The sequence below is a fragment of the Singulisphaera sp. GP187 genome (assembly GCF_900129635.1).
Taxonomy (GTDB): domain Bacteria; phylum Planctomycetota; class Planctomycetia; order Isosphaerales; family Isosphaeraceae; genus Singulisphaera.
Window position 1 is genome coordinate 6,040,967 of sequence record NZ_FSRB01000001.1, and the last position, 22,210, is coordinate 6,063,176.

The following is a 22,210-nucleotide window of genomic DNA, read 5'->3' on the forward strand; positions in this document are numbered from 1 at the left end:
CGCTGCGCTCCCGGCTTCGAGGGATTTCAGTGATGGGGCAGAAGATCGTCCAGGTGGATGCGTTTACCGACCGGCCGTTCGCAGGCAATCCGGCCGCGGTCTGTGTGATGTCCGGTCCACGCGACGTGCGCTGGATGCAGAATGTCGCGTTGGAGATGAACCTCTCCGAAACGGCCTTCCTTCATCCGGTTGAGGATGGCTACAGTCTGCGCTGGTTCACGCCGCTCGTTGAGGTTGACCTGTGCGGGCACGCGACGCTGGCGACGGCCCATGTTTTGTGGGAAGAGGGCTACCTACCGTCCGACGCCCCCGCGCGGTTTCAGACGCGGAGCGGACTCTTGACCGCGAGCCGCGAGGGAAGCTGGATCGAGCTCGACTTTCCGGCCAGAGCGATCGGGCCAGTGACCGGACCGATTGACGAGCTTGCGCTGGCCTTGAAAGTACCGGTTCGCTCGGCGGCGTTCAACGAATTCGACTGCCTGGTGGAGGTTGAGTCGGAGGAGGCGGTCCGAAACCTCGCCCCCGACATCAGTCGACTCTCGGCGATTCCGGTCCGGGGCGTGATCGTCACGGCCCGCGCCTCGACGGCCGGCATTGACTTCGTCTCCCGGTTCTTCGCCCCGCGGGTCGGGATTGATGAAGACCCGGTGTGCGGCTCGGCGCACTGTGCCCTGGCCCCCTACTGGAGCGATCGCCTGGGCAAGACCGAACTTGTCGGCTATCAAGCCTCGCCGCGCGGAGGCGTCGTCCGCGTGCGGGTGAACGGCTCTCGGGTCCACCTGGGGGGACAGGCGGTGATCGTTCTCCGCGGCGAGCTCGCCGATTCGGCGGACGGCCTGGCGGACGGATTGATGGATTGACGGATTCGAGGATCATTCACGGTGACGGACGAAGAGAAGTCGGATTCGACCGATCGCCCCACTCCGGATCAGGGCGCGGTCGTTGTGGCCGCGGTCCTGTTCGAAGGCGGCCTTGCGCCTCTGGCTCTGGCGATTGGCAGGCTCGTGGGCCAACCTCCCCTGGAAGGCTTCACCTGGTCGATCCGCGACGCATTCCTCGGTGTCCTGGCCGCCTTGCCGATGTATGCGGCGTTCCAGGTCTTGATGCGGTGGCGGATTGGGCCGCTCGATCGGATCCGCCGGTTCTTCGAGGCGGAATTGACTCCGTTGTTAGGCTCTCGGCCCGACGCCGACCTCGCCCTGATTGCCCTCGCCGCGGGTGTTGGCGAAGAAATGCTCTTCCGAGGGGTTCTGCAAGGGGGGCTCGCTCACTGGCTGGGAACCTGGGAAGGGCTGGTCGCCGCCAGCCTCCTCTTCGGCTTGCTCCACCCGATCACGACGACGTATGTCCTGGTGGCAGGGCTACTTGGGGCCTACCTCGGTGCCGTCTGGATATTCAGCGGCAACCTCTTGGTCGTCATGATCGCCCATGCGCTCTATGACTTCCTCGCGCTCCGCACTCTGCTTCGTGGTCGGGTGCTCGCGACGCCCGCCGCGGACCGGCAAATCCCGAGTTGAGCGGCTAACTTCGGGTCTCAAGGATGATTTTGGGCCCTTTTCGGGATATGCTGGCGGAATCGGGACCTGGTCCGCCTTGAGGATTTGAGGTCCGCTCGGGCGAGAAGCGAGCTTTTTGGAAAGGTGCCAGTCATGCGAGTGATCCCGTTGGCGACGTGGCGTGGGAACATGGTTGGATGGCTCCTGCTGGTCGTGGCCGGTTTCAGCGGGGCGTCCGCGCACGCCGCAACCTTGCACTGGAAGTTCCAGCCGGGGGAAACCATTCACTACGCGATGGACCAGAAGACGATCACGTCGGTCAAAGGGGGGCCTCAAGACATCAAGTCCACGATGTCCCAGACGATCGATATGGACTGGGGCGTCAAGGAGATTGGCGCCGACGGGCTGACCCGCTTGACCCAGACGGTCACGCGGGTACGGACCAAAATCGAGGCGGCGTTCGGGACCTTCGAGTTCGACTCCCAGGCCAGCAAAGATCCCGAGGGACCGGTTGCGGCGGGGCTCGTTCCCTTGCTGAGGGCCTTGGTTGGTGCTGAGTTTTCCTTCAAAATGAACGCGCAAGGCGAGATGAGTGACGTCAAGGTCCCCGAGAAGGTGCTCGAGACGATCAAGAAGTCTGGGGCACTCGGTGGGAACTCGGGGATGTTCTCCGAGGATGGACTGAAGAACATGGTCATCGAGTCGGGCCTCGCCGTTCCCAAGGAAGAGCTTGGGAAGGGGAAGAGCTGGGCCCGTGAGTCCAAGCTATCGATGCAGCCGATCGGTACGATGACCCTCGATAAGACCTACATCTACCAGGGGCCCGAGACCAAGGACGCCAAGGACCTCGAACGAATTGACCTGGTCACGAAGGTCGACATTCAGCTCACGCCCGGCAATAATATCGATATGAAGGTGCAGTCTCAGGACGGCAAAGGCAGCTTCTTTTTCGATAATGCCGCCGGACGAGTGGCCGAATCGACCGTCAGCGAGAAAATCGAGATGGTGTTTAAGCTGAAGGTGGGGGATCAGGAAACTCAGATCATTCAGGGCAATGAGACGACCACGACGATGAAGCTGGTCAACGCCCAAGCGGCCGATTCCTCGAAGAAATAGCCGTCAGAGCGAACGATATGGAGCGTGCAGCATGGAGGAGTGGCGTGGAGGATAGGATCTTGACGAGGCCCGCACCAGGCGAAGCCCAGGCGGAATCCGGACCGATGAGTGTGGCAGGGATTGGTCGCCAGCAGAACAGGGCAACGGCAACCGCAACCGGGGTGGGACGAGACTTTCTGATTGCGATGCTCCTGGGCTCGGGCGTGGTGGCGACGCGCCTTCCCTATCTCCATCACTTCGCGCTCATGGGCAAAGACGGCCCTCTTTATATCCAAGCGCTCACGCTTGATCGTGCGTTTGACGTACCGATGCCCGGCAATCTTGGTTATGTGCTGCTGGGTAAGCTCGCGAACCTCGGTTTGGCAAATCCGACCCACGCCTACCTGGCCGTGAATATCGCGCTGACCTGTGTCGGCGTTGTGTTTGCCTATTTGTTCGCGACGCTGATCGTCTCCCGGCCCTTGGCCGCGGCGACGGCGTTCTCGTTTGCTTGTAACCCGATGGTCTGGTGGCACGGGGCCGTGATCGCGAGCTATCCGGTCTGGATTGCCGTCCTGCCCGCGATCGGCTATTTCGGGCTCAGGTTTGTCCGGGGACGGGCGTTCGGCGATCTCCTGGGCGCGACCCTTGCCCTGGGGGTGGGGATGATCCTTCGCCCCGATCTGCTCGCATTTGGCACCCCCCTTTGGTTCGGCTGTCTGGTGTGGGGACGGGCGCGCTGGCGCGACTGGTTGATCGCGATCACGATTCTCGCGATGGCCTGTGCGTTCTGGTTCTTCGGCACGGCCTGGGTGCTGGGCGGGGTCGACGTCTACCTGGAGCGGGTCCGAGCTAAGTCCGCAGGGGATGCGGAGGGTTTCTCGTTTCAGCGTCGAGGACTCGTCGAGGGGCTGCTCCGCAACGGGACCAAATATGGGTTCTTCCTCGCCTGGTCCTCGATCCTCTTCCTGATCCCGTTCTCGATTGCGGTCGTCCACCGGCTCCGGACACTCTCCCTGTGCTGGCGAGGCACGCTCCTGGCCCTGCTTTGGGTGGGGCCATCCTGGTATTTTTCGTTCTTTGTTTTCGCCGGGAACGCCGGCTTGATCTTTCCCTTCCTCCCCTTGCTCTATGTCGGCGCGGCGCAGGGGTTCGACCTCTGGCTTGGTCGCCGAGGTACGGTGCAGCCGGTCGTGGCCATGGTCGTGCTCGGGCTCCTGAGCGCGTTGCAGTTCGTGGCGACCCCCCTGCTCCCCGAAACGAATCAGCGGCAGGTGATTCTCAACGTCATGTTCTTCCGCCACACCGGGGCCGGGATCCGACAGCGGTACAACTATAACCTTGACGATTACCGAATCTCCCCCACCCTGGCGTCGGTCTCTCGCCAGATCAAGTCGCCCGAGCCGATCCCGTACTTCCCACCAAAAAATTAAAAAACCAAAATGTTCTCATTCGAGATAAGTCAGGTTGTTTCTTCGTTCCCTTGATAGATTTCAACGACCCGCCAGAGGCTTCCTAGCCCTGGATCGGGTCGTTGATAAATTTCGCTCGCCCATCAAGGGTGAGACATCGGGGCGGGGAACCGCAAGGCGTCAGAACGAGCCGCGTTTCTTGAGCAAACCGTGTTTCTTGAGCTTGCTGCAAAGCGTGCTCCGCGGCATACCGAGGAGCCGGGCGGCTTCGCTGTTGTTGCCATGGGCTTCGTGCAGGGCATCAATGAGCCGCTGCCGCTCGTAGGCGATGACCTCGGCGTCCCAATCGTCCTCGGCGGGAGGAGCCGGAGCCGGATGGCTCCAGGTCGATGCTGAGGGGGATGACGATGTCGATGCTGCCGAGGATGATGAGGGCGCGGCGACGGCTTCTTTCCGGGGTCGGCCGCCCCCTGCCGCGGCGGCCGTCGCCCCCAGGCGAGGCCGGCGTCGGTTGGGCTGGAGCAGGTCGAGGGGGAGATCCTCGCGGGTGACGGCCGGACCATCCGCCAGCACCACCGCGTGCTCGATCACGTTCTCGAGTTCGCGGATATTGCCGGGCCAGTCGTACGCCACCAGCGCCTCGACCGTCTCTTCGTCGAGGCGGGTCACCCCCTTGCCGATCCGCTTGGCGTGCCGGCCCAGGAAGAACACGGCCAGCTCGAAAACGTCTTCCTTACGTTCCCGGAGCGAGGGCGTCCGGAGTGGAATCACGTTGAGCCGGTAGTAGAGGTCCTCGCGGAACCGACCCGCGCGAATCAAGGCTTCGAGGTCCTGGTGCGTGGCGGCCAGGATCCGGACGTCGACCGACACCGGTTGCGAACTGCCAACGCGCTCGAACGACATCTCCTGGAGGACCCGAAGCAGCTTGGTCTGGACCTCGAGATTGATGTCGCCGATCTCGTCGAGGAAGAGCGTGCCGCCGTTGGCCTGCTCGAACCGGCCGATTCGATCGCGATCGGCGCCGGTGTAAGCGCCTTTGACGTGGCCGAAGAGCTCACTCTCCAGCAGGCTCTGCGACAGGGCCGCGCAGTGGACCTTGACGAACGGTCTCGAGGCCCGAGGGCTCGAGGCATGGATCGCTTCGGCCAGGACCTCCTTGCCGGTGCCGCTCTCGCCTCGGATCAGCACGGCCGACGAGCTGGCCGCCACTTTGCGAGCGAGCTCGATCATCCGTTTGACCGCCGGCCCTGAGCCCTTGATGCTGTCGAAGACTTGTGGCTGCTCGGCCGGCCGCTCGAGTTGCAGCGGGGTCTCGCCTCGGTCCATGAGCTGATCCTGAAGGATCAGGATTCGCCGCTGCTGTTCGGTGATCTTCTCGACCTTGTCGCGCAGCTCCTGATTGAGCGTTTCCAGGGTCTGTTGGATGCCGGCCGAGTGGAGCGTCAGGGTGGCGACCGAACTGAGCGCTCCGAGGAAGGCAATCTCTTCGTCCTCATACGGCATCCCACTGCGCTTCGGCCCGAGCACGAGCACCCCCTCCAGGTTGCCGTCGGCCCCCAACGAGTGGGCGGCCTCACCCCCGAGTGCGATCATGGCGTCGGTTGCGGGGTCCGAGGCCGTCGAGAGCGACATCGCGTGCGGCACTCGAATCGAAGGCGTGACGCGGAGCCGTTCCACCAGGGGATTGCCGGGCCCGAGCTGCGTCTCGTCGGGAGTCACCCCCTGGCTGGCCACGAGATGAAACGCCCCTCCGGGCGACTCACTCAAATAAATCGCCCCCCACTCGAGATGCAAAACCTCGGCCGCGGCTTCCAGCAGCCTCCGCCCCAAGGTGGCGCGGTCCACGAGGCTTCCTACCGCCACCCGCATCTTTCGCATCGCCTGGTCGAACTTGTACTTCTCACGATGAAACCGCCGGTCGATCGCCTTCTGGAATCGCTCCCGGGCGAGCTCCGAGAGAATCAGGACCACGATCACTGAGAGGCCGGCCACCATCGCCCCGCGCCACGTCTGGTTGGCCGAGAGGAGCTGCTCGCCGATGATCGCCCCCCCCACCAGCAGCACGCAGGAATAGAGCAAGCCCGCCGCCACGCTGAATGCAAAGTAGACCACGCTTCGATTGAAGATCTCCTCGACCTGCATCAGCTTGTACCGGGTGATGCTCAACGTGTAGGCCACGGAGAAGAGGAGCGAGACCCCGAACATCGGCCAGGCAGCGCTGTCGCGTCCGAGGGTGGAAAGGTCGAACCAGGCCTGGCGGAGTAAATAGGCAATCAGCAAGGTCGAGAGCAATGCAGCCAGCGCGATCCATTGCACCTGATGCCGCTCGGCCCGCGTTCGCGCGAACCGGAAGCTCGTGATCAGGCAGAGAATGCAGATCCCATAAGTCACCACCGCCACGCCGATATAGCCGAGCGCCAGGGCTCGGACCAGCCTGAGGGCAAGGAGCACCCGTTCGCCACCGCCGTGCCCTCCCAACCAGCGTGCCCAGAACATGCTCCCCCAGAGCAGGCTGAGATAGGCCGACGGTATCCCGTAGAGCGTGGCCAGGACCGGCCGGCGGTATTTGACGAAGACGGGGTTGAGCCGAGGGAAGACCAGGTAGAAGTGAAGACTGACCACCGGAACGAAAACGGCGAACATTGCGAACGCCCAGATCATCACGGGCTCGACAACGATCTCAGTCCAGTGGTAGCCCCCCATGTAGGCGCCTACCGTCATCACGCAGAGCCAGAAGAAGAGCCGGGCCGAGTCGTCGTGCGGCCGCTTCCAGAACACCCGCGCTCCCACGGCGAAGATCACCATCTCCTGGAGGAACCAGACCCACGACCACAAGTAGGTCTTCGGCGGCCGGTAGCCGACCAGCGCTTCGGCCCGCTTCACCTGGCCCCGCTGGTTCTTCCACTTCACTTCAACCCGCTGGTGGACGCGATCGGACAACCCGCGAATCGCCCGGGTGTAATCGGTGTAGTTGGCGATTGGGACCCCTGCGATCTCCAGCAGGATGTCTTTCTTGACCGGCCGCTCGGGAATCCAGGAATAGGAGGCCGGGACGTCCTCCTTCAACTCCGCGCCGAACATGCAGCGGACCCCGATGTCCCCCATGTAAGCCACGAGGAAGAAGACCGCACTGGAGTAGAGCAGCACGAACAGGCCGAAACCCATCAAGATCGCCCGCTGAGGGCGCCGCGTCCGTGTCGATCCACTCGATCGTGGATCCGATGACGGGGCGTAGGGACCACGATGGGGATGGGAGGACCGATACGGAGGAAGATCCATAGGAGCAGGTCCGCCCAGGCAAGTTCTTCGGTGCAACTCTGGTCCCTCAACCCTAGCGGATCGGCGCCGAAACACAAGGATTTCGCTGACGAATTTTCGTCAAATCAGCGTCGCTAGCGAAAAAAACGGAGGTTTGAGTGATTTTGGTGAATTGGGTGATTTGCATGTGTTTTTCTCAAAGGCTTTCGCCGTTAATGAGTGCGTGCCCTGCGAATCTTGGGGTATTTGAGTGAATCTCGGGTTTTGTGCGGAGGGAATGATGGGGGTTTCGCCCTGTTGATGGGGAATTCGGCGCCGAAAATTCGTCAGTCGCTACCGCAATGGTGTGATTTTGTGCGCTGGTCAAAACGTTGAGAGGGGGGTGAAACCGGGTGTTTTCGCGATTTGTGGCGATGAAAGCGTTCTGGTATGCAACCTGCCTATAGAGGACGACGTCGAACCGGCATTGCGAGAGTCAAACAACTCCTGAGAATTGAGCCGGAGTCGAGGAGGTCTGATGCGGATTGCAGCAAGGCATCGTGGTGGGTGGCTGTTCTCGTCCCAAATTGATGAGGCGCGACAGCACCAGGTCCGAATCAACGGCGAGTGGGTTGATGTGGTCCAGATGGGCCAAGGGGATCCGCTGGTCTTGGTGCCGGGTCTGGCGGGAGGTTGGAAGCTTCTCGCCCCGCTGGCGTCGCAACTGGCGCGGCACTACCAAGTCACGATTCCGGGGCTGCGTGGCGATCGCTTCCCGATGGGGAATTCCTGCGTGAGCGGGTTGAGCGATCACGCTGTGGACCTCTCCCAGTTGATCGAGCAGCTCGGCCTTGAGCGGCCGTCCTTGTTCGGCGTTTCGTTCGGCGGTGCGATTGCTCTCGAACTGGCCGTCGAGCAACCGCACCGGATTGGGGCCTTGGTCGTTCAAGGGGTGGTGCCGAAGTTTCGGACGAACCTGGGGACGACGATCGCCAGGCGTGTGCTCGAGCGGTTCCCGCTGCCGACCGACAATGGCTTCCTGAATCAGTTTTTCAACCTGTTGCACGGCGGCAAGCCGGAGCCGGGTCCCCTGACCGACTTCGTGGTCGAGCGGTGCTGGGAGACCGACCAGGGCGTGATGGCGCGTCGGATCGGGCATCTGGAATCGTTTGATGTCTCCGATCGTCTCTGGCGGATCGACGTGCCCACGCTCGTTCTGGCCGGGACCCGGGACTCGATCGTGCCGCCGTCGCGTCAGCGTGCCTTGGCGGCCGAAATCGCGGGGGCCCGCTATGCGACGCTCGAGGGGGCCGGGCACATTGCCTTCCTCTCGCACCGCGTCGAAGTCGCACAGCAGGTTCGCCGGTTCCTGCGTGAGGTCAGCCACACGCACTGCTGAGGATTGCGGCTTGGTTCCGCGCCGATTTTTGGTCAAACTCATTGAAGCACGCCGTCCTCGGTTTGAGGACGGCGTGCTTCATGCGTTTACTGTCAGGCCGTTGATCAAAGCATGAAGAGGCGGAACATCCCATGGAGACGTCCCGAGACCGCGAATTGATGTCGTTCGGGTTGGAGCGAGCCCTGCGGTGGGGGGCGGTGGCTCACGACGGCCAGTTCCGCAAGGGGGTGAAGACCCCTTATTTCGAACATGTCGTGGGCGTGGCGATGATTCTCGACCGGCTTGGATTCGAGGAAGCCGTCGTCATTGCCGGCTTGTTGCATGACGTGGTCGAGGATACCGAGGCGACGCTCGACCAGGTGCGCGAGCGGTTCGGGGACGAGGTGGCCAGGACGGTCGAGGCTTGCTCGGAGATCAAGACCGACGCCCAGGGGCGGAAACGCCCCTGGATCGATCGCAAACGCGATCACCTCAAGGCATTGGCCGGTGCCCCGCTCGAGGTCAGGGCGGTCATCCTGGCAGACAAGCTGCATAACCTCTTGAGCATGGCCTGCGATCTTGAAGAGGGACGCCCGGTCTGGTCGCTCTTCAACGCTTCGCGCGCGGATCTGCTCGGGTACTATCGCGCGACGATTGACCTTGTCGGCGTGGGCGATCCCCGGCTCCAGCGGCTCGCGGAACGCTGCCGCCAACTGCTCGACGGGCTCGCCGAAGACGCTCGAGGCGGCCGTGACGAGCGGGTCGAGTCCGCGGAAAATCGAGAAAAACAGAGTCGAAGAGTTGATTGACGCGTTTCTGTTGATATAGTGGAGGTGTCAGTCGGGGACACACAACCAGGCTGACTTACGGGTCGTACGAGCGTGGTACGACTGGCAAGAGCTCGCTCTCGCCCGAGGCTGGACTCCCGCGAGACCGGGGAGGCTTTTCGTAAAGGAGGTGACTATAGTGTGTAGTGATAACCAGAGGCGGCTCGCCTAACGGCAGCCGACGGGTTGCCCGTCGGGCAAGCCGCACCTTTTCTGATCGATAGTCTGACCAGGTCCGAACTCGTTCGGACCTGGTCACTTTGTCTCATAAAGACTTGCGAAGCAGTTTGGAGCTTGACGCGTTTGAATCGTTCTACCGCGATCCTTGGCCTCTTTTCCTACCGTGGCTGGTGGTGGTATCCCGTGTTTACGGGTTCCACAACATCAGGTCGCCGGGCCGAGGGCGGTATTTAACCGTCTTCTGAATTGCCAGTCAAAAGTCACCCCAAGGGCCCCGGGACCTGAAATATGGTCGCGGGGTCCTTTTTTTTGTTTTGCGCGTTGGGATCGTCGCTGCCTTTGCGGTTGGCAAGGCGGGGCATCCATTGAGTTGAGATCTCAAGACTTCTCTTTTTTTCTTTTCTGAGGGCGGGCATACCGTGATTGTCGTCATGAAATCGGACGCGACGGCCGAGCAGACCGACCATATGGTCTCACAGATCACCTCCTTGGGCATGACTCCCCAGGTCATCAAGGGGACGCACCAAACGGTGATCGCGGCGCTCGGCGAGGAGCGGGCGGGGCTCACCGAGGTGCTGGAGTCGGGCCCGGGGGTCGAGAAGGTCTTACCGATCATGGCGCCCTATAAGCGAGCCTCGTCGGAGCTCAAGTCGGAGCGGACCGTGGTCCGGGCGCTCGACCTGGTGATCGGCGGGAAGCGGGTCGCAGTGATCGCGGGCCCCTGCTCCGTCGAGAGCGAAGAGCAAATCGTCGGGTTGGCGCGAAAGCTCAAGGAGCTGGGGGCGACCGGCCTGCGGGGCGGTGCGTTCAAGCCGAGGACCAGTCCGTACAGCTTCCAGGGCCACAAGGAAGACGGCCTCAAGATGCTGGCGACCGCGCGCCAGGAGACCGGCCTGGCGATCGTCACCGAGGTCATGGCTCCTGAACATGTGCCGCTGGTTGCCAAGTACGCCGACGTCCTCCAGATCGGCGCACGCAACATGCAGAATTACCAGTTGCTCCAGGCCGTGGGCGACTCGGGCAAGCCCACCATGCTCAAGCGGGGCATGAGCGCGACGATCGAGGAGTTCCTCCTCGCCGCCGAATACATCCTCGACCGCGGCAACCCCCACGTCATGCTCTGTGAACGGGGTATCCGCACCTACGAAGAGCACACCCGGTTCACGCTCCCCCTGGCGACGGTCCCCTACCTCCAGGAGAAGAGCCACTTGCCGGTGGTGGTCGACCCCTCCCACGGAACGGGCAAAGCGCGGTTGGTCACGCCGATGTGCAAGGCCGCCATCGCCGCCGGGGCCGACGCCCTGATCGTCGAGGTCCACGACGACCCCGAGCACGCAGTCAGCGACGGTTCTCAGACGATCACCCCCGCCTCCTTCGCCCAGATGATGGCAATGTGCCGGCGCGTCGCCGAGGCCGTGGATCGCACCATGTGACTCCCCGCCGCCACGACCATTCTCGCATGGCCTTGTGATCGACCTGCACCCGTTTCAAAGAGGCAGCATGTGCTGGAATTTGTGACGGTCGCAGGTCGATTTGGAGCGTCCGAGTCTCGAGTCAGTGTTTCCCTCTTTCCACCGTCCTACGCTTTTTCCTCTGGTAAACCGGGCTGAATTTGCTAGAGTTGAATTCGGAGCGAATTCGACGTTTGGAGCCTGGCCATGAATCTGAGCCGCGACATTCACTCACTCACTGAATTTAAGCTCAAAACACCGGATTTTGTGCAACAAATGAAGGAAACGGGTGAGCCTATCGTCCTCACCATCAACGGCAAGGCGTCGTTGGTGGTGCAAGACGCGGATTCCTATCAAAAGCTCTTGGACCTTGCCGAGCAGGCGAGAGTCCTCGCGGGGATCCGTCAAGGCTTGGATGACATGCGGGCCGGCAGAACTCAGCCGCTTGCAGAGGCAATTGCGGAAATCCGCCGCGAGCTCGACTTGCCGCAAGGAGTATGAATTACCGGATCGAACTGGCCGCCACGGCCAAGGCTGACATCCGTGAAACTACACGGTGGTTACGTGATGAAGCGTCGCAAGCCGTGGCTGATCGATGGCTGGCCGGCCTTGATAAAGCCATGGCTACGCTGGCAAGTTGCCCGCTCCTTTGTCCAGTTGCCGCTGAGAATGACAAGTTTGACGTAGAAATCCGCGAATTGCTTCATGGCCGAAAAAAGAACAAATACAGAATCATATTCACCATACGCGATGACCAGGTTTTTATTCTCTACGTTCGGCACGTCGTACGTGACGAGATCGAGCCAGAGACAGCTCCGTAGGGCCTAAAACTAACGATCGCTTGTAATGTGTAGGCGATTTAATGCGAATATTTTGAAGCGAATAGCTTCAATGCGTGCTGTATTGGTTTTTGTTTGTTTTCTGTGTTGTTTGGCTGCGTTTATTTCGGCGATAAGGAGTCTGTCGCAAGGAAACCGGGCCGTCTGTCTGTCCCGGAGGCCGAAATTCGCGGGAGAAACTCGTTCCCACGCTCCGCGTGGGAATACCGTCTTGGCCGCTCCGCGGCCCCACCCGCCGGGGAAGACGACGCGGAGCGTCGCAGACGGCATTCCCACGCAGAGCGTGGGAACGAGATCCCAGTATCCTTGCTACCGTCTCGCGAAAAGGTCTATTTATTTGCCGATGCAGAACCGGCGGAAAATGCGGTCGAGGATGTCGTCGGTGACGATCGCTCCGACGACTTTGCCGAGGTCGTCGACCGCCTGACGGAGATCGATGGCGACGAGTTCGTCACCGCCGTTCAGGAGGATCGTGTCGGCTGCGGAACGGAGGGCCTGGCCGGCGCGTTCGAGGCTTTCGCGGCAGCGCGCACCGGTGCTGGCGGGGAGGTCGCCGTCGGCTGCCCGGGAACGCAATGCGGCGCCCACGGCGCGGCGGAGCTCGTCGAGACCCGCGCCGGTCGCGGCGCTGGTGGCCAGGAATTCGGGAGAGTCGCCGGCGGGGTCGAGGTCGGACTTGGTCCGGACGAGCAGCCGGGGTCGATCGGGCGCGATTGGCCAGGACGGAGTGGTCGAGGTGTCGCTCGAGCGGCAATCGAGTAAGAGGTCTGCGCGGGCCGCCTGGTCGGCGCCGAAGGATTGGGCCTGGCCTTCGATCGGGCTGGACGCCGGTTCGACCCCCGCGGTATCGACGAGTTCGACGGTCAGGCCATCGCATTCGCAGAGGGCCGACAGGTAGTCACGCGTGGTTCCCGCCTGGGGTGAGACGATCGCGTGGGCCTGGCCGAGGAGCGCGTTGAAGAGGTGGCTCTTGCCGGCGTTCGGGGGGCCGGCCAGCACCACCCGAGGATGGCCGTCGGAGCGGTCTCGCCCTTGCAGCCGAGTGGCCAGCGCGAGCAATTCGGCCCCTTCGCGGGCCAGGTCGTCGGCCAGGGCCGCCCGGCCGAGCGGGTCGACGTCGGATTCCTCGGCGAAGTCGAGGTTCGCTTCCAGGTGGGCGAGGACGTCGAGCAGGCGGTTGCGGAGTGCGGTGATCGGGCCGGCCAGGCCGCCAGCCAGTTGCCGCAGCGCGGCGTCGAGTTGCGCGGGAGTCTGGGCGTCAATGACTCCGAGCACCGCCTCGGCGCGGGTCAGGTCGATCCGCCCCGAGAGGAAGGCGCGGAGGGTGAACTCTCCCGGTTCGGCGTGCCGCGCGCCTTGGGCCAGGCAATCGGCCAGAACCAGGTTGACCAAGGGAGGCGAGCCGACCGTGTGAATCTCGGCCAAGGCCTGGCCTGTGTAGGTGCGCGGACCCGGCCAGAGGGCGATCGCCGCGGGGAGCGTTGGCCTGAGGCCCGTCACGGCCAACTTGCCGCTTCGCCGTTCTGGATGCCTGGGGAACGGCGGATTGCCGCGGTCATCCGAGAATCGGGCCAGGGCGATCGCGAGGGCGTTGGGCCCGGTCAGCCGGATCAGGCCGCGGAAACCGGGGCCGGGTGGACTGGCCACCGCCGCGATCGTGTCATTCGGGTCGAGGGTGCTCACTACAAATGCCTTGCCGACTCGCTCGCTCGCTCACTCACTCCATGATGGGCACGGCCCACCACCAGTATTTTTTTTCAACGATCCGCCAATGGGCTAAAAACCAACTGAAAAGAGCGGACGCAGCAAGTCGTTATCCTGTCATGGTTTGCAGTCGACGCAGCGACGCAACTCTTTTCGGGTAAACCTTTTGCAGAAACACCCAAATCCTACTGGTTTTTAGCCCATTGGCGGATCGTTGTTTTTTTTCGCGGTTCACGTCGTGAAGCCGGGGAGCACTCCTCTCCCCGGCTTCACGATTTGTTCCTTGGCGTTGCTGAACTGATCAGATCGGTCGTGGGAGGATTTAGCGTCGGCGTCCCGGCTTGGCTCTGGGCTTGCCTCGGTCCTTCTGATCCTTCTCCTTCTCCGCGCGGTCTTTCTCAGAGATGAGCTTGCGATAGGTCGGGTCTTTGGCGGCCTCATCCATGACCCGTTTCAAGAGCTGAGCAAACTTGCCGGGAGGCTTGGCGGGACCGCCGGGGCCCCCTCGTCCGCCATTGCCGCCGCCGCCCTTGCCGGGAGGGGAATTCTTGTCGTCGCCGGTCAGGTCGGCCGGGGGCTTGTGCGTGACCTTGGGCAGGAGCAGCCGCTCGCTGATCTGCCAGAGACTGCTCGTGATGAAGTAGATACCCAGGCCCGAGGGGACCTTATAGAACATGAAGGCCATGAAGATCATCATGTACTTCATCATCTTCTGCTGCATCTCGGCCTCGGGCGTGGTCGCCGGAGGCGCGAAGAGCTTGGTCTGCACCAGCATCAAGGAGACGACCAGGAACGGCAAGAGATTGAAATACTCCCCGAGCAGCGGCAGCCCACCCGCGAACGGGAACTTGAACAGCATGTCGGGCGCGGCCAGGTTCTGAATGTACAGGAACGCGGCGTGCCGCAGGTGGACGCTGTTATTCAAGGCTTGCCAGAGGCCGACGAAGATCGGCAACTGGATCAGGGCGGGAAGGCAACCTCCGACCGGGTTCACCCCGTGCTTCTTGTAGAGCGCGAAGGTTTCCTTGGTCTGCCGCTCCTTATCATCCTTGTATTTTTCCTGAATCTCTTTCAGGAGCGGCTGCAAGTCCTGCATCTTCTTGGCGGCAAGCGCCTGCTTGCGGCCGAGCGGGAACATGATCATCCGGACCAAGAGGGTCAGCAGGATGATCGCGATGCCGTAGTTGCCCTTCTTGCCGCCGAAGAAACCGGCGACCTGCTTGGTGAGCGCGTAGATATAGTCGAGCAAGGGCGCGATGACGTAGCGTGCCATCGACGAGGCGCCCGGAATGCCGAACCACTGATACTTGCGGTAGGCCACCAACCCTTCGGCACCGTACGGGGTCAGCGCGTCCTTGGTCTTCGGGCCGGCGTAGATCGTGTACGACTGTGAGGCGGGATGATTGGGACCGACGGCGATCGGGTTTGAGACGATTTCAAACGAGATGTCCGCCTTCTGGAGCGCGTCCGGTTTCGCCTCGATGACCGTGGCGAACGTCCGGTTGATTCGGGGTTCACCTTCAGGCTCGACGAAGATCGTGAAATACTGGTTCTCGATCCCGGCGAAGGCCAGTGGCAGGGTCGTGTTATCGAACGGCGTGCTCGCCTTGGCGATGTCTTGAGCCGCGCGCGTTTCGATATGGATGTCCTTAGCACCGCGTTGACCGAGGAAGATGTCGCGGAACGTACTGGTGTACCATTCCCCTTCGATCGGAATTCCGTGCGGGCCGAACAGCCGGTAGACGATCTCCTGTTCCTTCTCCGGACTCTCGAAGTCGGTCGTCAACGAGAACGCGTCTTCTCCCTTGAAGAGGCGGAACCGCTTCGTCACCGTCACGGTCGGGTCGGCCGCCGTGGTGCGGAATTGGATCTCTTGGCCGTCGACCTGCGCCTTGGTGAGCGGATTGAGCTTGGTGATTGGCCGCACGGCGCGTCCCTGGTCGTCGCGAACGACCTCCCAGAGAATCTCGCCCAGCGTCGCTTCCGTCTCGCCACGCGCGGCGAGGGCTTCGGCTTCAGCTTCGGCTTTCTCGTCGAGTTCCTCAGTCGCGGCGGCCTTGGGGGGTTTTGCCGAGCGCACGGTGAGGGCGAACGAGGGGAGGGTCATGCTCTTATCACGGAGCAGTTCGAGCGGCTGCCGAGGCTGTTTTCGCCGCGGGTTGGCCGTATCCAACTCCGCATCGAACTGGGACGACCTGATCGAGGTGACGCCCGCCCCCAATTGTTTGAAGCGGACTTCCAGGTGATAGCCCCCCGGCGCTTTATCCGCCGCCGAGCCGATCACCATTTCCGCGGCGGGGACACGAGTCACCTTGGGCGCTTCGGCGGGCTTGGCGGCGTCGGCCCCCTTCTCTTCTTTCTTCGACTCTTTCTCTTTTGCTTTTTCGGTCTCGTCCTTGCGGGCGACGGCCACATCGGGCTTCGTGGGGTCGAGCTTGGCCTCGACTTTAGGCTGGGGTTTTTTGGGGGGTGGGGCCAGGCCTGTCGCTTCCATTACGTACTGGATTGCCAGGAATGACAAAAACGTGAGCATCATGAACAGGACAAGCCGCTTCTCATTACTCATCGTGGAGTAAACCTTTGGGACGGGCAGTGTTTCAATCGAATGGGGAGAGGCTGACAGGCGGGCACGCCGGCGCAGCGGACAGTCGAAGTCAGTGAGTCAAGTCCGCCCGCCAGTCGGTCGTCGGTCAGCGGCCTTGTCGGAGCCTGTCGCCCAGGAACGGTTCCAGTTCGGAGATCGAGTAAATCTTCCGGATCGTGGATTCGAAGTCGTAGGCGAGGCGGCGGAAGCTCACCCGGATCGGGCCGGTCGCGTCCGTGGAGTCGGCCGGAGCGGGCTCCGGGGTCGAGGAGTCGGCCGAGGCAGACGACGTCGCCGTCGTGCCATTGGCCGAAGCGGGCTTGCCGTCGTCGAGCACCACGTAGCAGGCGCGCGGGTCGCCGTCCCGCGGCTGACCGACTGAGCCGACGTTGATCATCAGCTTGCCGTCGCCCATGGTGTACTCGTTGTCGATCTCCTCGGGGGCGTAGAACTGGAAGCCCTCGGTGAAGACCCCTGGGACGTGCGTGTGTCCCTGGAAGCAGTAGCGGTCCACCAACTGGAAGAGCCGCTCCATCTTGCGATGGTTATAAATGTCTTCGGGGAAAATGTATTCGCTCAACGGATTGCGCGGCGATCCGTGGACGAACAGGAAGGGATCGGAACGGAACGTCCGGGGGAGCTCGCCGAGGAACTCCCAGCGGCGTTCGTTGTTTTCGCGGTCGCTGGAGCTTTCCAGTTGCTCGCGGGTCCAGAAGATGGCCCGCTCGGCGCCGATGTTGAAGCCATCGGGGTCGAACATCGCCCCTTGGTCGTGGTTGCCAAGGAGTGTCACCCGGCAATTTTCCATCACCCGGTCGATGCACTCGCGGGGATTGGGGCCATAGCCGATGATATCGCCCAGGCAGAAAATCTCGGTGATCCCCTGCGACTTAATGTCGTCGAGGACAACCTCCAGGGCTTCGAGGTTCCCGTGGATATCGCTGATCAAAGCACGACGCACCGGAAGGAACCTCCGAAGACGCCCACGGCCGTATTCCGGACCCTGGAAAACTAGGCCATGGTGCCCCACAATCTTTCTGTAGAATAGATCGGTTTTAGGGCGGGGGTCAAGGTCAAGCCCACCCCCGTATTCCTCTTTACGTAATTGCCCTGCCAGGGTTCGTCTTTCACGGAGTCTGTAGTCGCTTGAACCTTCTGGCCCTCGACACCTCGACAAACCGTGCTGCCGTAGTGGTTGCGACCACGGATGGAGCGGTTCACACCGCCGCGTCCGACCCCGATCAGCGGCACGGTCGCAACCTGATTCCCGTGATCCGCGACCTGCTTCGCGAGGCGAATTTGACCGTGGCCGACCTCGACGGCATCGCCGTCGGCCTGGGGCCGGGGTCGTACACCGGTCTGCGGATCGGCTTGACCGCGGCCAAGACCCTGGCTTATACGGCGGGCAAACCGCTCGCCGGCCTGGACAGCTTGGAGATGATCGCACGCAATGCGCCGGACGAGGAACGATTCGTCTCGGTCATCGCCGACGCCCAGCGCGGCGACCTCTATGTGGCCAACTTCGCCCGGACGGAATCCGCCGCGCCACTGGTCCGCACGTCGCCGACCCGGATCGAGTCGCTGGCCGAGTGGACGGCGGGCTTGGCCGTGCCGACTCTCGTGCTGGGGCCCGGTCTCGAGCGTTTGACCGCGCCCTTGCCTGCGCATGCCCGCACGGCACCGGCCGCAATGAGTTGGCCCGACGGCGGTCGGCTGCTCCTTCTGGCCCGCGACGTCTGGGCCGCCGGCCGGCGCGACGACCCGATGTTCCTCGAACCCCAGTACCTTCGCCGAAGCGCCGCGGAGGAGCAGTGGGAACGAAAACAACCCGTCTAGCACGGTCGGTTTTCGTCCTCCCCCCTCCCCTCTCGTTTTCGTCGGTCTTCAGACTGGCCGATCCCCACTCGTCGGACCCAATGCCATGACGGCCACTGACCAATCGCGAACGAAGTCGACGTATTCCCTCCAGTGGAACCGGTTTCGGATCATTCGTCCCGAGGAGGATCGGGTCACGTTTCGGAATCGGACGGGCCTGACGGCGGCGGACCTAGCGGGTGCGCTGGTCCTGGACGCCGGCTGTGGGATGGGGCGTTATCTCCGGATGGCGGCGGAGTTGGGGGCCCGGGCCGTCGGGCTCGACCTGAGCGAGGCGGTGCGCGCCGCGCGCGAGCTGACGGCCGACCTGCCGGGCGTCTCCTTGACCCGGGGCGACCTGCTCCGGCCGCCGTTCGCGGCGGGAAGTTTCGACCACATCTACTCGCTGGGTGTTCTCGACCACACGCCCGACCCGCGCGCGGCCTTCCTGGCGATTGCGCGGTTGCTCAAGCCGGGCGGGCGGATTGCAATCTGGGTCTATCCTCGGGAACGGCCGCTGCTGGAGGCGGTCGTCCGCGTCCACCGTGGCGTCTCGACCCGGCTCCCCGTCTCCTGGCTTTTGACGCTGAGCCGTCTGATGGCCCCGGTGGGCGGCTTGAAACGGCGGTTGATGGCCAGTCCGACGCGGTGGGTCAACCGCGCCGGGGTCGGCCTCCACCTGCTGACGTTCGGGGTCTCCATGCACCCCGACCCCGAGGTCCGGGTCTGCGACACCTTGGACTGGTACGCCCCCCGTTACCTCTCACGCCATACGCATGAAGAGGTGCGTTCCTGGTTCGCCGAGGCCGGGCTGGTCGAGGTTGTCGACCTTTCGGCCGGCCAGGTGTTCCACCACGAGGGCCAGGGCCACGGCATCAACCTCGCCGGTCGTCGGCCTGGCTGAGAACCATCGCGTCAGGCCGGTTGCGTTCGACTGACTCCGCCGCGATCTCCACCCTCGACGATCTGCCCCCTGGCTCAGACCGTGCTTGAGGTTGCTTGACCGCGAACAAACGGGGGCCTTAAGATCGTACTATCCTTTTGAGTGGCTTTTCGCGTGCGAAGGGCCGATCAACTCGTCGTCATCGTTCTCGATCGTCTTCCGTCGGGTCGTTCAACGCGGAGTCTTCTTGCCATGGTGCGCTGGATCCTGCTGGCGGTCCTCGTCGTCGCGCTGACGGCGACTGCAACCATCGTCGTTCAAAGCGTTTCGCTGGAACCCTCGATTGGCAATGGACCGGAGTTTCCGGCATCCCCTGGGCAGAAGGGACCGTTTCCGAAGGCCGTGGTCGACGGCGACCTGATCTACAAGTTCGGCTCGAAGGCGCTGCACAGCAAGTTCGAGCGGGACTGGACGATCAAGAACGAGGGGGAAGGCGACCTGATTCTGACCTTGGAAGCGCCTCCTTGCTCCTGCACGGTCGCCGGCTTCATGGACGCGAATCGCCGAGTCAGTGGGTCGAAGACGGTCCCTCCCAAGGGAGAGACCGTGGTCCACCTCACCTGGGAGACGCTGGCCAACGGCCACTACCACAAGCCGGCCACGCTCATCACCAACGACCCCGAGCGGCCCAAAATTACCTTCGCTGCCGAAGGCGAGGTCAGCCCGGCGGTGATGATTTATCCCCCTCCCGAGAATCAGGCGATCAGCATCTCGGAGATCTCGAGCGACGAGGAAGCGCACAAGGTCACTTTCGCCGTGTATTCGCTGGACAAGCCCGACCTCAAGATCACCGAATTGGCCACTTCGCTCCCTGAATACATCACGGCCGAGCAAAAAGACCTTCCCGAGGCGATGTGCAAGGAACTCAAGACCAAAGCCGGCCGCCAAGTGACGGTGACGATCAAGCGCGGGATGACGCTGGGCACGTTCCTCCAAGAACTGGTCGTGAAAACCGATCACCCCAAGGAAGCCGAGCTGCGGCTCACGTTGACTGGCAAGGTCGTCGGGCCGATCTCCATGGTCCCAGCCAAGTTGCGGCTCTCGGGGATCCCCAGTCAGACGGGGGGGAAGGTCGACCTGATCCTGCTGGTCCAGAATCACCGCGAGACCAAGTTCGAGGTGAAGCAGAAGCCGGAGAAATTCAAGGTTGAGATCGCGCCAGGCGATAAAACCAGTAAACCGGGTAAGTACCGGCTGATCGTCACGGTGCCTCCGGGCCTGCCCACGGGAACGGTGGATGACGAGATTATTCTCGAGACCGACCACCCGTATGCCAAGGAAGTGAAGATCCCCATCTACGGCTTCATTCGCGACGCGGGTTGAAGCCGTAGGGGTCGGGGAGGATGGCCAAGTTCTCCCCGGTCCGGGAGGGATCGGGTCGATTGGCCTTATCTCGGGACGCGGAGGGCGTTATAACAGCGTGCTCCAAGGCCCGTAAGGGTCGGCGTGGGGGATCGTTGCGGCCGCATCCTCCACGATAGGCGCGGGCACGAGACCCCTGTCTTCGTCCCCCACATTCGGGAAAGGATGACGATGTCTCGCTCCTCATTCCGGCCGCTGGCCGCCCTGGCGTTGGCCATGGGTCTCTTGGCCTACGTCGGTTGCAACTCCGGATCCGACGGCACGGGGGGGGATCTTCCCGCGGCGAAGCCGCTGTCGGGGGACGACAAACCGGGCCCTGCGGGGTCCGAGACCGGATCGAGCAAGAAGTTGTTTGCCGACTGGCCGAAGCCCGTTGCGGCCTTGCTGATCTCGGGCGAACAAGATGGCTACCTCGAGCCTTGCGGCTGCACTTCGGGCCAGCTCGGCGGTCTCCGACGCCGCTACGACCTGATTCAGCATCTCCGCGAAAAAGATCAGTGGCCCCTGGCCTTGGTCGACCTCGGCAGCTTGGTGAAGGACCCGGCCGGCGCCCGAGGCGGCCCCGAACAAGTCAAAATCAAGTTCAGCGTGGCCCTCAAGGCCCTCGAGATGCTGAAGTACGACGCGTTCGCGCTCAGTGCTGAGGATCTCAAGGTGGGGGTCGGCGAATCGCTCGGACAGATCATCAACCTGGCCGAGAAGCCCCGCGTGGTCGTCGCCAACGTCAAGCCGGCCGAGGGGTTCGACCAGAACATCCGGCCGAGCGTGAAGACCAAGGTCGGTCCGTTGACCATCGGAATCACGGCGATCCTCGATCCCGTTGCGCTCGATAAGCTCAAGGACGATGAGAAGGAGGCGCTGTTGCCCACCATTCTCACGCCCGAAGCGGCCCTGCCCGGCGTTCTGGCCGACCTCGAGAAAGACACCGACACCCAGGTCCTCCTCGTCCAGGGCCCGCCGGAACTGGCCAAGTCTCTGGCCGCGAAGTTCCCCGGGTTCGACATCGTCGTGGCGACCTCGAACTCCGACCCGGATGCCGATCCCGAGCGGCTCAATGGGGGGAAGACGCTCCTGATCCAGGTGGGCACGAAGGGAAAGTATGTCGGCGTCATCGGTTTGTACAACGATTCGAACCAGCGGTACCGCTTTCAGCGCGTGCCCTTGAACAGTCGCTATAACAGCGACGCCGGGCCGATGCGAAAGCTGATCGAGGACGATTTCCAGGAGATGCTCAAGCAAGCGGGAGTCGTCGAGAACTTCCCACGTCGCAATTTCGTCGGAGGCGCCCCGGGCGCGACCTTCGTCGGTGCCGAGACGTGCAAGACGTGCCACCCCGGCACCCACGCCAAGTGGGCCGCCACCAAGCACGCCCACGCGTTCGAGGATATCGTCAAGGATCCCAAGGGGGATCGGAGTGATCACCAGTTCGACGCCGAGTGTATCTCGTGCCACACGACGGGATTCGAGTACAACTCGGGCTGGAAGTCGGCCGCGGCCACGCTTTACCTCAAAGGCAATCAGTGCGAGAACTGTCACGGCCCCGCCTCCAAGCATGTCGAGGAACCGGATAACCAAGAGTTTCGCAAGCTGATCGTGCGGACCGCCGCGGGAGCCGACAAGGCGGGGCTCTGCTATCGCTGTCACGATGAAGACAACTCGCCCACGTTCAACTTTCAGACCTACTGGGGGCAGATCGCGCACTCGAAGCTGGACCAGTACACCGACCCCAAGGTCCACCAGGGCATCAAGCCGGCGGTGACCGCGGCCGGGGCGAGCCAGCCGGCGAAGTAACCGAAAAACGGGTCTGAAGCAAAGCACGACGATCCGTTGCGGCCGACGGTTCGACTC

17 protein-coding genes are annotated in these 22,210 nt (G+C 62.8%); 13 read left to right on the top strand and 4 right to left on the bottom strand.

From position 1 onward, the window contains the following. The first annotated feature begins 32 nt into the window (after positions 1–32). From BUS42_RS23710 to BUS42_RS23725, 4 genes are all read left to right on the top strand, one after another. Entirely contained in the window at positions 33–860 is an 828-nt protein-coding gene (locus BUS42_RS23710; RefSeq protein ID WP_074310250.1) for a PhzF family phenazine biosynthesis protein, read from the top strand. A gap of 21 nt (positions 861–881) precedes the next feature. After that, entirely contained in the window at positions 882–1,517 is a 636-nt protein-coding gene (locus tag BUS42_RS23715; protein ID WP_074310252.1) for a CPBP family intramembrane glutamic endopeptidase, read from the top strand. Between the two features lie 132 nt (positions 1,518–1,649). Next, on the top strand, positions 1,650–2,612 hold the full coding sequence (locus BUS42_RS23720) for a DUF6263 family protein (protein WP_254053699.1): 963 nt from the start codon (positions 1,650–1,652) through the stop codon (positions 2,610–2,612). 59 nt (positions 2,613–2,671) lie between these two features. Further along, the gene (locus tag BUS42_RS23725) at positions 2,672–4,024 is read left to right on the top strand and encodes a hypothetical protein (RefSeq protein WP_254053700.1); all 1,353 of its coding nucleotides are present in this window, start codon (positions 2,672–2,674) and stop codon (positions 4,022–4,024) included. Between the two features lie 159 nt (positions 4,025–4,183). Here BUS42_RS23725 and BUS42_RS23730 read toward each other — a convergent pair whose 3' ends face one another. Then, positions 4,184–7,168: a sigma 54-interacting transcriptional regulator gene (locus BUS42_RS23730; protein ID WP_074310255.1), complete on the bottom strand. Its 2,985-nt coding sequence runs from the start codon at positions 7,166–7,168 to the stop codon at positions 4,184–4,186. A gap of 610 nt (positions 7,169–7,778) precedes the next feature. Between BUS42_RS23730 and BUS42_RS23735 the strand changes: the two genes are divergently transcribed. The 5 genes from BUS42_RS23735 (at position 7,779) to BUS42_RS23755 (ending at position 11,897) form a co-directional block, all read left to right on the top strand. Next, entirely contained in the window at positions 7,779–8,639 is an 861-nt protein-coding gene (locus BUS42_RS23735; protein WP_074310257.1) for an alpha/beta fold hydrolase, read from the top strand. 131 nt (positions 8,640–8,770) lie between these two features. Then, entirely contained in the window at positions 8,771–9,427 is a 657-nt protein-coding gene (locus BUS42_RS23740; RefSeq protein WP_074310259.1) for an HD domain-containing protein, read from the top strand. Positions 9,428–10,044: 617 nt separating this feature from the next. Then, positions 10,045–11,058, top strand: coding sequence for a 3-deoxy-7-phosphoheptulonate synthase (aroF, locus tag BUS42_RS23745; protein ID WP_074310261.1), 1,014 nt, complete (start codon positions 10,045–10,047; stop codon positions 11,056–11,058). A gap of 225 nt (positions 11,059–11,283) precedes the next feature. Continuing rightward, positions 11,284–11,577, top strand: a complete 294-nt coding sequence (locus tag BUS42_RS23750; RefSeq protein ID WP_074310264.1) for a type II toxin-antitoxin system Phd/YefM family antitoxin — start codon at positions 11,284–11,286, stop codon at positions 11,575–11,577. Next, entirely contained in the window at positions 11,574–11,897 is a 324-nt protein-coding gene (locus BUS42_RS23755; RefSeq protein ID WP_074310266.1) for a type II toxin-antitoxin system RelE/ParE family toxin, read from the top strand. Before BUS42_RS23750 ends, BUS42_RS23755 begins: the two co-directional genes overlap by 4 nt. A 351-nt stretch (positions 11,898–12,248) precedes the next feature. Here the strand turns inward: BUS42_RS23755 and BUS42_RS23760 are convergent, their stop codons facing one another. The 3 genes from BUS42_RS23760 to BUS42_RS23770 all read right to left on the bottom strand — a co-directional run bounded on the left by BUS42_RS23760 (position 12,249) and on the right by BUS42_RS23770 (position 17,164). Beyond that, positions 12,249–13,598: a tRNA modification GTPase gene (locus tag BUS42_RS23760; protein WP_074310268.1), complete on the bottom strand. Its 1,350-nt coding sequence runs from the start codon at positions 13,596–13,598 to the stop codon at positions 12,249–12,251. A 343-nt stretch (positions 13,599–13,941) separates the two neighbouring features. After that, positions 13,942–16,185, bottom strand: coding sequence for a membrane protein insertase YidC (gene yidC / locus BUS42_RS23765; RefSeq protein ID WP_074310270.1), 2,244 nt, complete (start codon positions 16,183–16,185; stop codon positions 13,942–13,944). 124 nt (positions 16,186–16,309) lie between these two features. After that, complete coding sequence (locus BUS42_RS23770; protein ID WP_074310272.1) at positions 16,310–17,164, bottom strand: metallophosphoesterase family protein; 855 nt, start codon at positions 17,162–17,164, stop codon at positions 16,310–16,312. Between the two features lie 185 nt (positions 17,165–17,349). On the opposite strand from BUS42_RS23770, the gene tsaB reads away from it, so the two are divergent. The 4 genes from tsaB (at position 17,350) to BUS42_RS23790 (ending at position 22,153) form a co-directional block, all read left to right on the top strand. Beyond that, a complete protein-coding gene (gene tsaB, locus BUS42_RS23775; protein ID WP_074310274.1) occupies positions 17,350–18,039 on the top strand; it encodes a tRNA (adenosine(37)-N6)-threonylcarbamoyltransferase complex dimerization subunit type 1 TsaB in 690 nt (229 codons plus the stop codon). Positions 18,040–18,124: 85 nt separating this feature from the next. After that, complete coding sequence (locus BUS42_RS23780) at positions 18,125–18,961, top strand: class I SAM-dependent methyltransferase (protein WP_074310276.1); 837 nt, start codon at positions 18,125–18,127, stop codon at positions 18,959–18,961. Between the two features lie 231 nt (positions 18,962–19,192). Beyond that, positions 19,193–20,323, top strand: a complete 1,131-nt coding sequence (locus BUS42_RS23785) for a DUF1573 domain-containing protein (RefSeq protein ID WP_074310278.1) — start codon at positions 19,193–19,195, stop codon at positions 20,321–20,323. Positions 20,324–20,533: 210 nt separating this feature from the next. Next, on the top strand, positions 20,534–22,153 hold the full coding sequence (locus tag BUS42_RS23790) for a multiheme c-type cytochrome (RefSeq protein WP_074311393.1): 1,620 nt from the start codon (positions 20,534–20,536) through the stop codon (positions 22,151–22,153). The last annotated feature ends 57 nt before the right edge of the window (positions 22,154–22,210 follow it).

Bases quoted from the DNA above. Each gene is read 5' to 3' on its own strand.
- BUS42_RS23710 (WP_074310250.1), top strand. From the start codon at position 33: ATGGGGCAGAAGATCGTCCAGGTGGATGCGTTTACCGACCGGCCGTTC.
- BUS42_RS23720 (WP_254053699.1), top strand. From the start codon at position 1,650: ATGCGAGTGATCCCGTTGGCGACGTGGCGTGGGAACATGGTTGGATGG.
- BUS42_RS23730 (WP_074310255.1), bottom strand. From the start codon at position 7,168: ATGGGTTTCGGCCTGTTCGTGCTGCTCTACTCCAGTGCGGTCTTCTTC.
- BUS42_RS23735 (WP_074310257.1), top strand. From the start codon at position 7,779: ATGCGGATTGCAGCAAGGCATCGTGGTGGGTGGCTGTTCTCGTCCCAA.
- BUS42_RS23740 (WP_074310259.1), top strand. From the start codon at position 8,771: ATGGAGACGTCCCGAGACCGCGAATTGATGTCGTTCGGGTTGGAGCGA.
- BUS42_RS23750 (WP_074310264.1), top strand. From the start codon at position 11,284: ATGAATCTGAGCCGCGACATTCACTCACTCACTGAATTTAAGCTCAAA.
- BUS42_RS23755 (WP_074310266.1), top strand. From the start codon at position 11,574: ATGAATTACCGGATCGAACTGGCCGCCACGGCCAAGGCTGACATCCGT.
- yidC (WP_074310270.1), bottom strand. From the start codon at position 16,185: ATGAGTAATGAGAAGCGGCTTGTCCTGTTCATGATGCTCACGTTTTTG.
- BUS42_RS23780 (WP_074310276.1), top strand. From the start codon at position 18,125: ATGACGGCCACTGACCAATCGCGAACGAAGTCGACGTATTCCCTCCAG.
- BUS42_RS23785 (WP_074310278.1), top strand. From the start codon at position 19,193: ATGGTGCGCTGGATCCTGCTGGCGGTCCTCGTCGTCGCGCTGACGGCG.
- BUS42_RS23790 (WP_074311393.1), top strand. From the start codon at position 20,534: ATGTCTCGCTCCTCATTCCGGCCGCTGGCCGCCCTGGCGTTGGCCATG.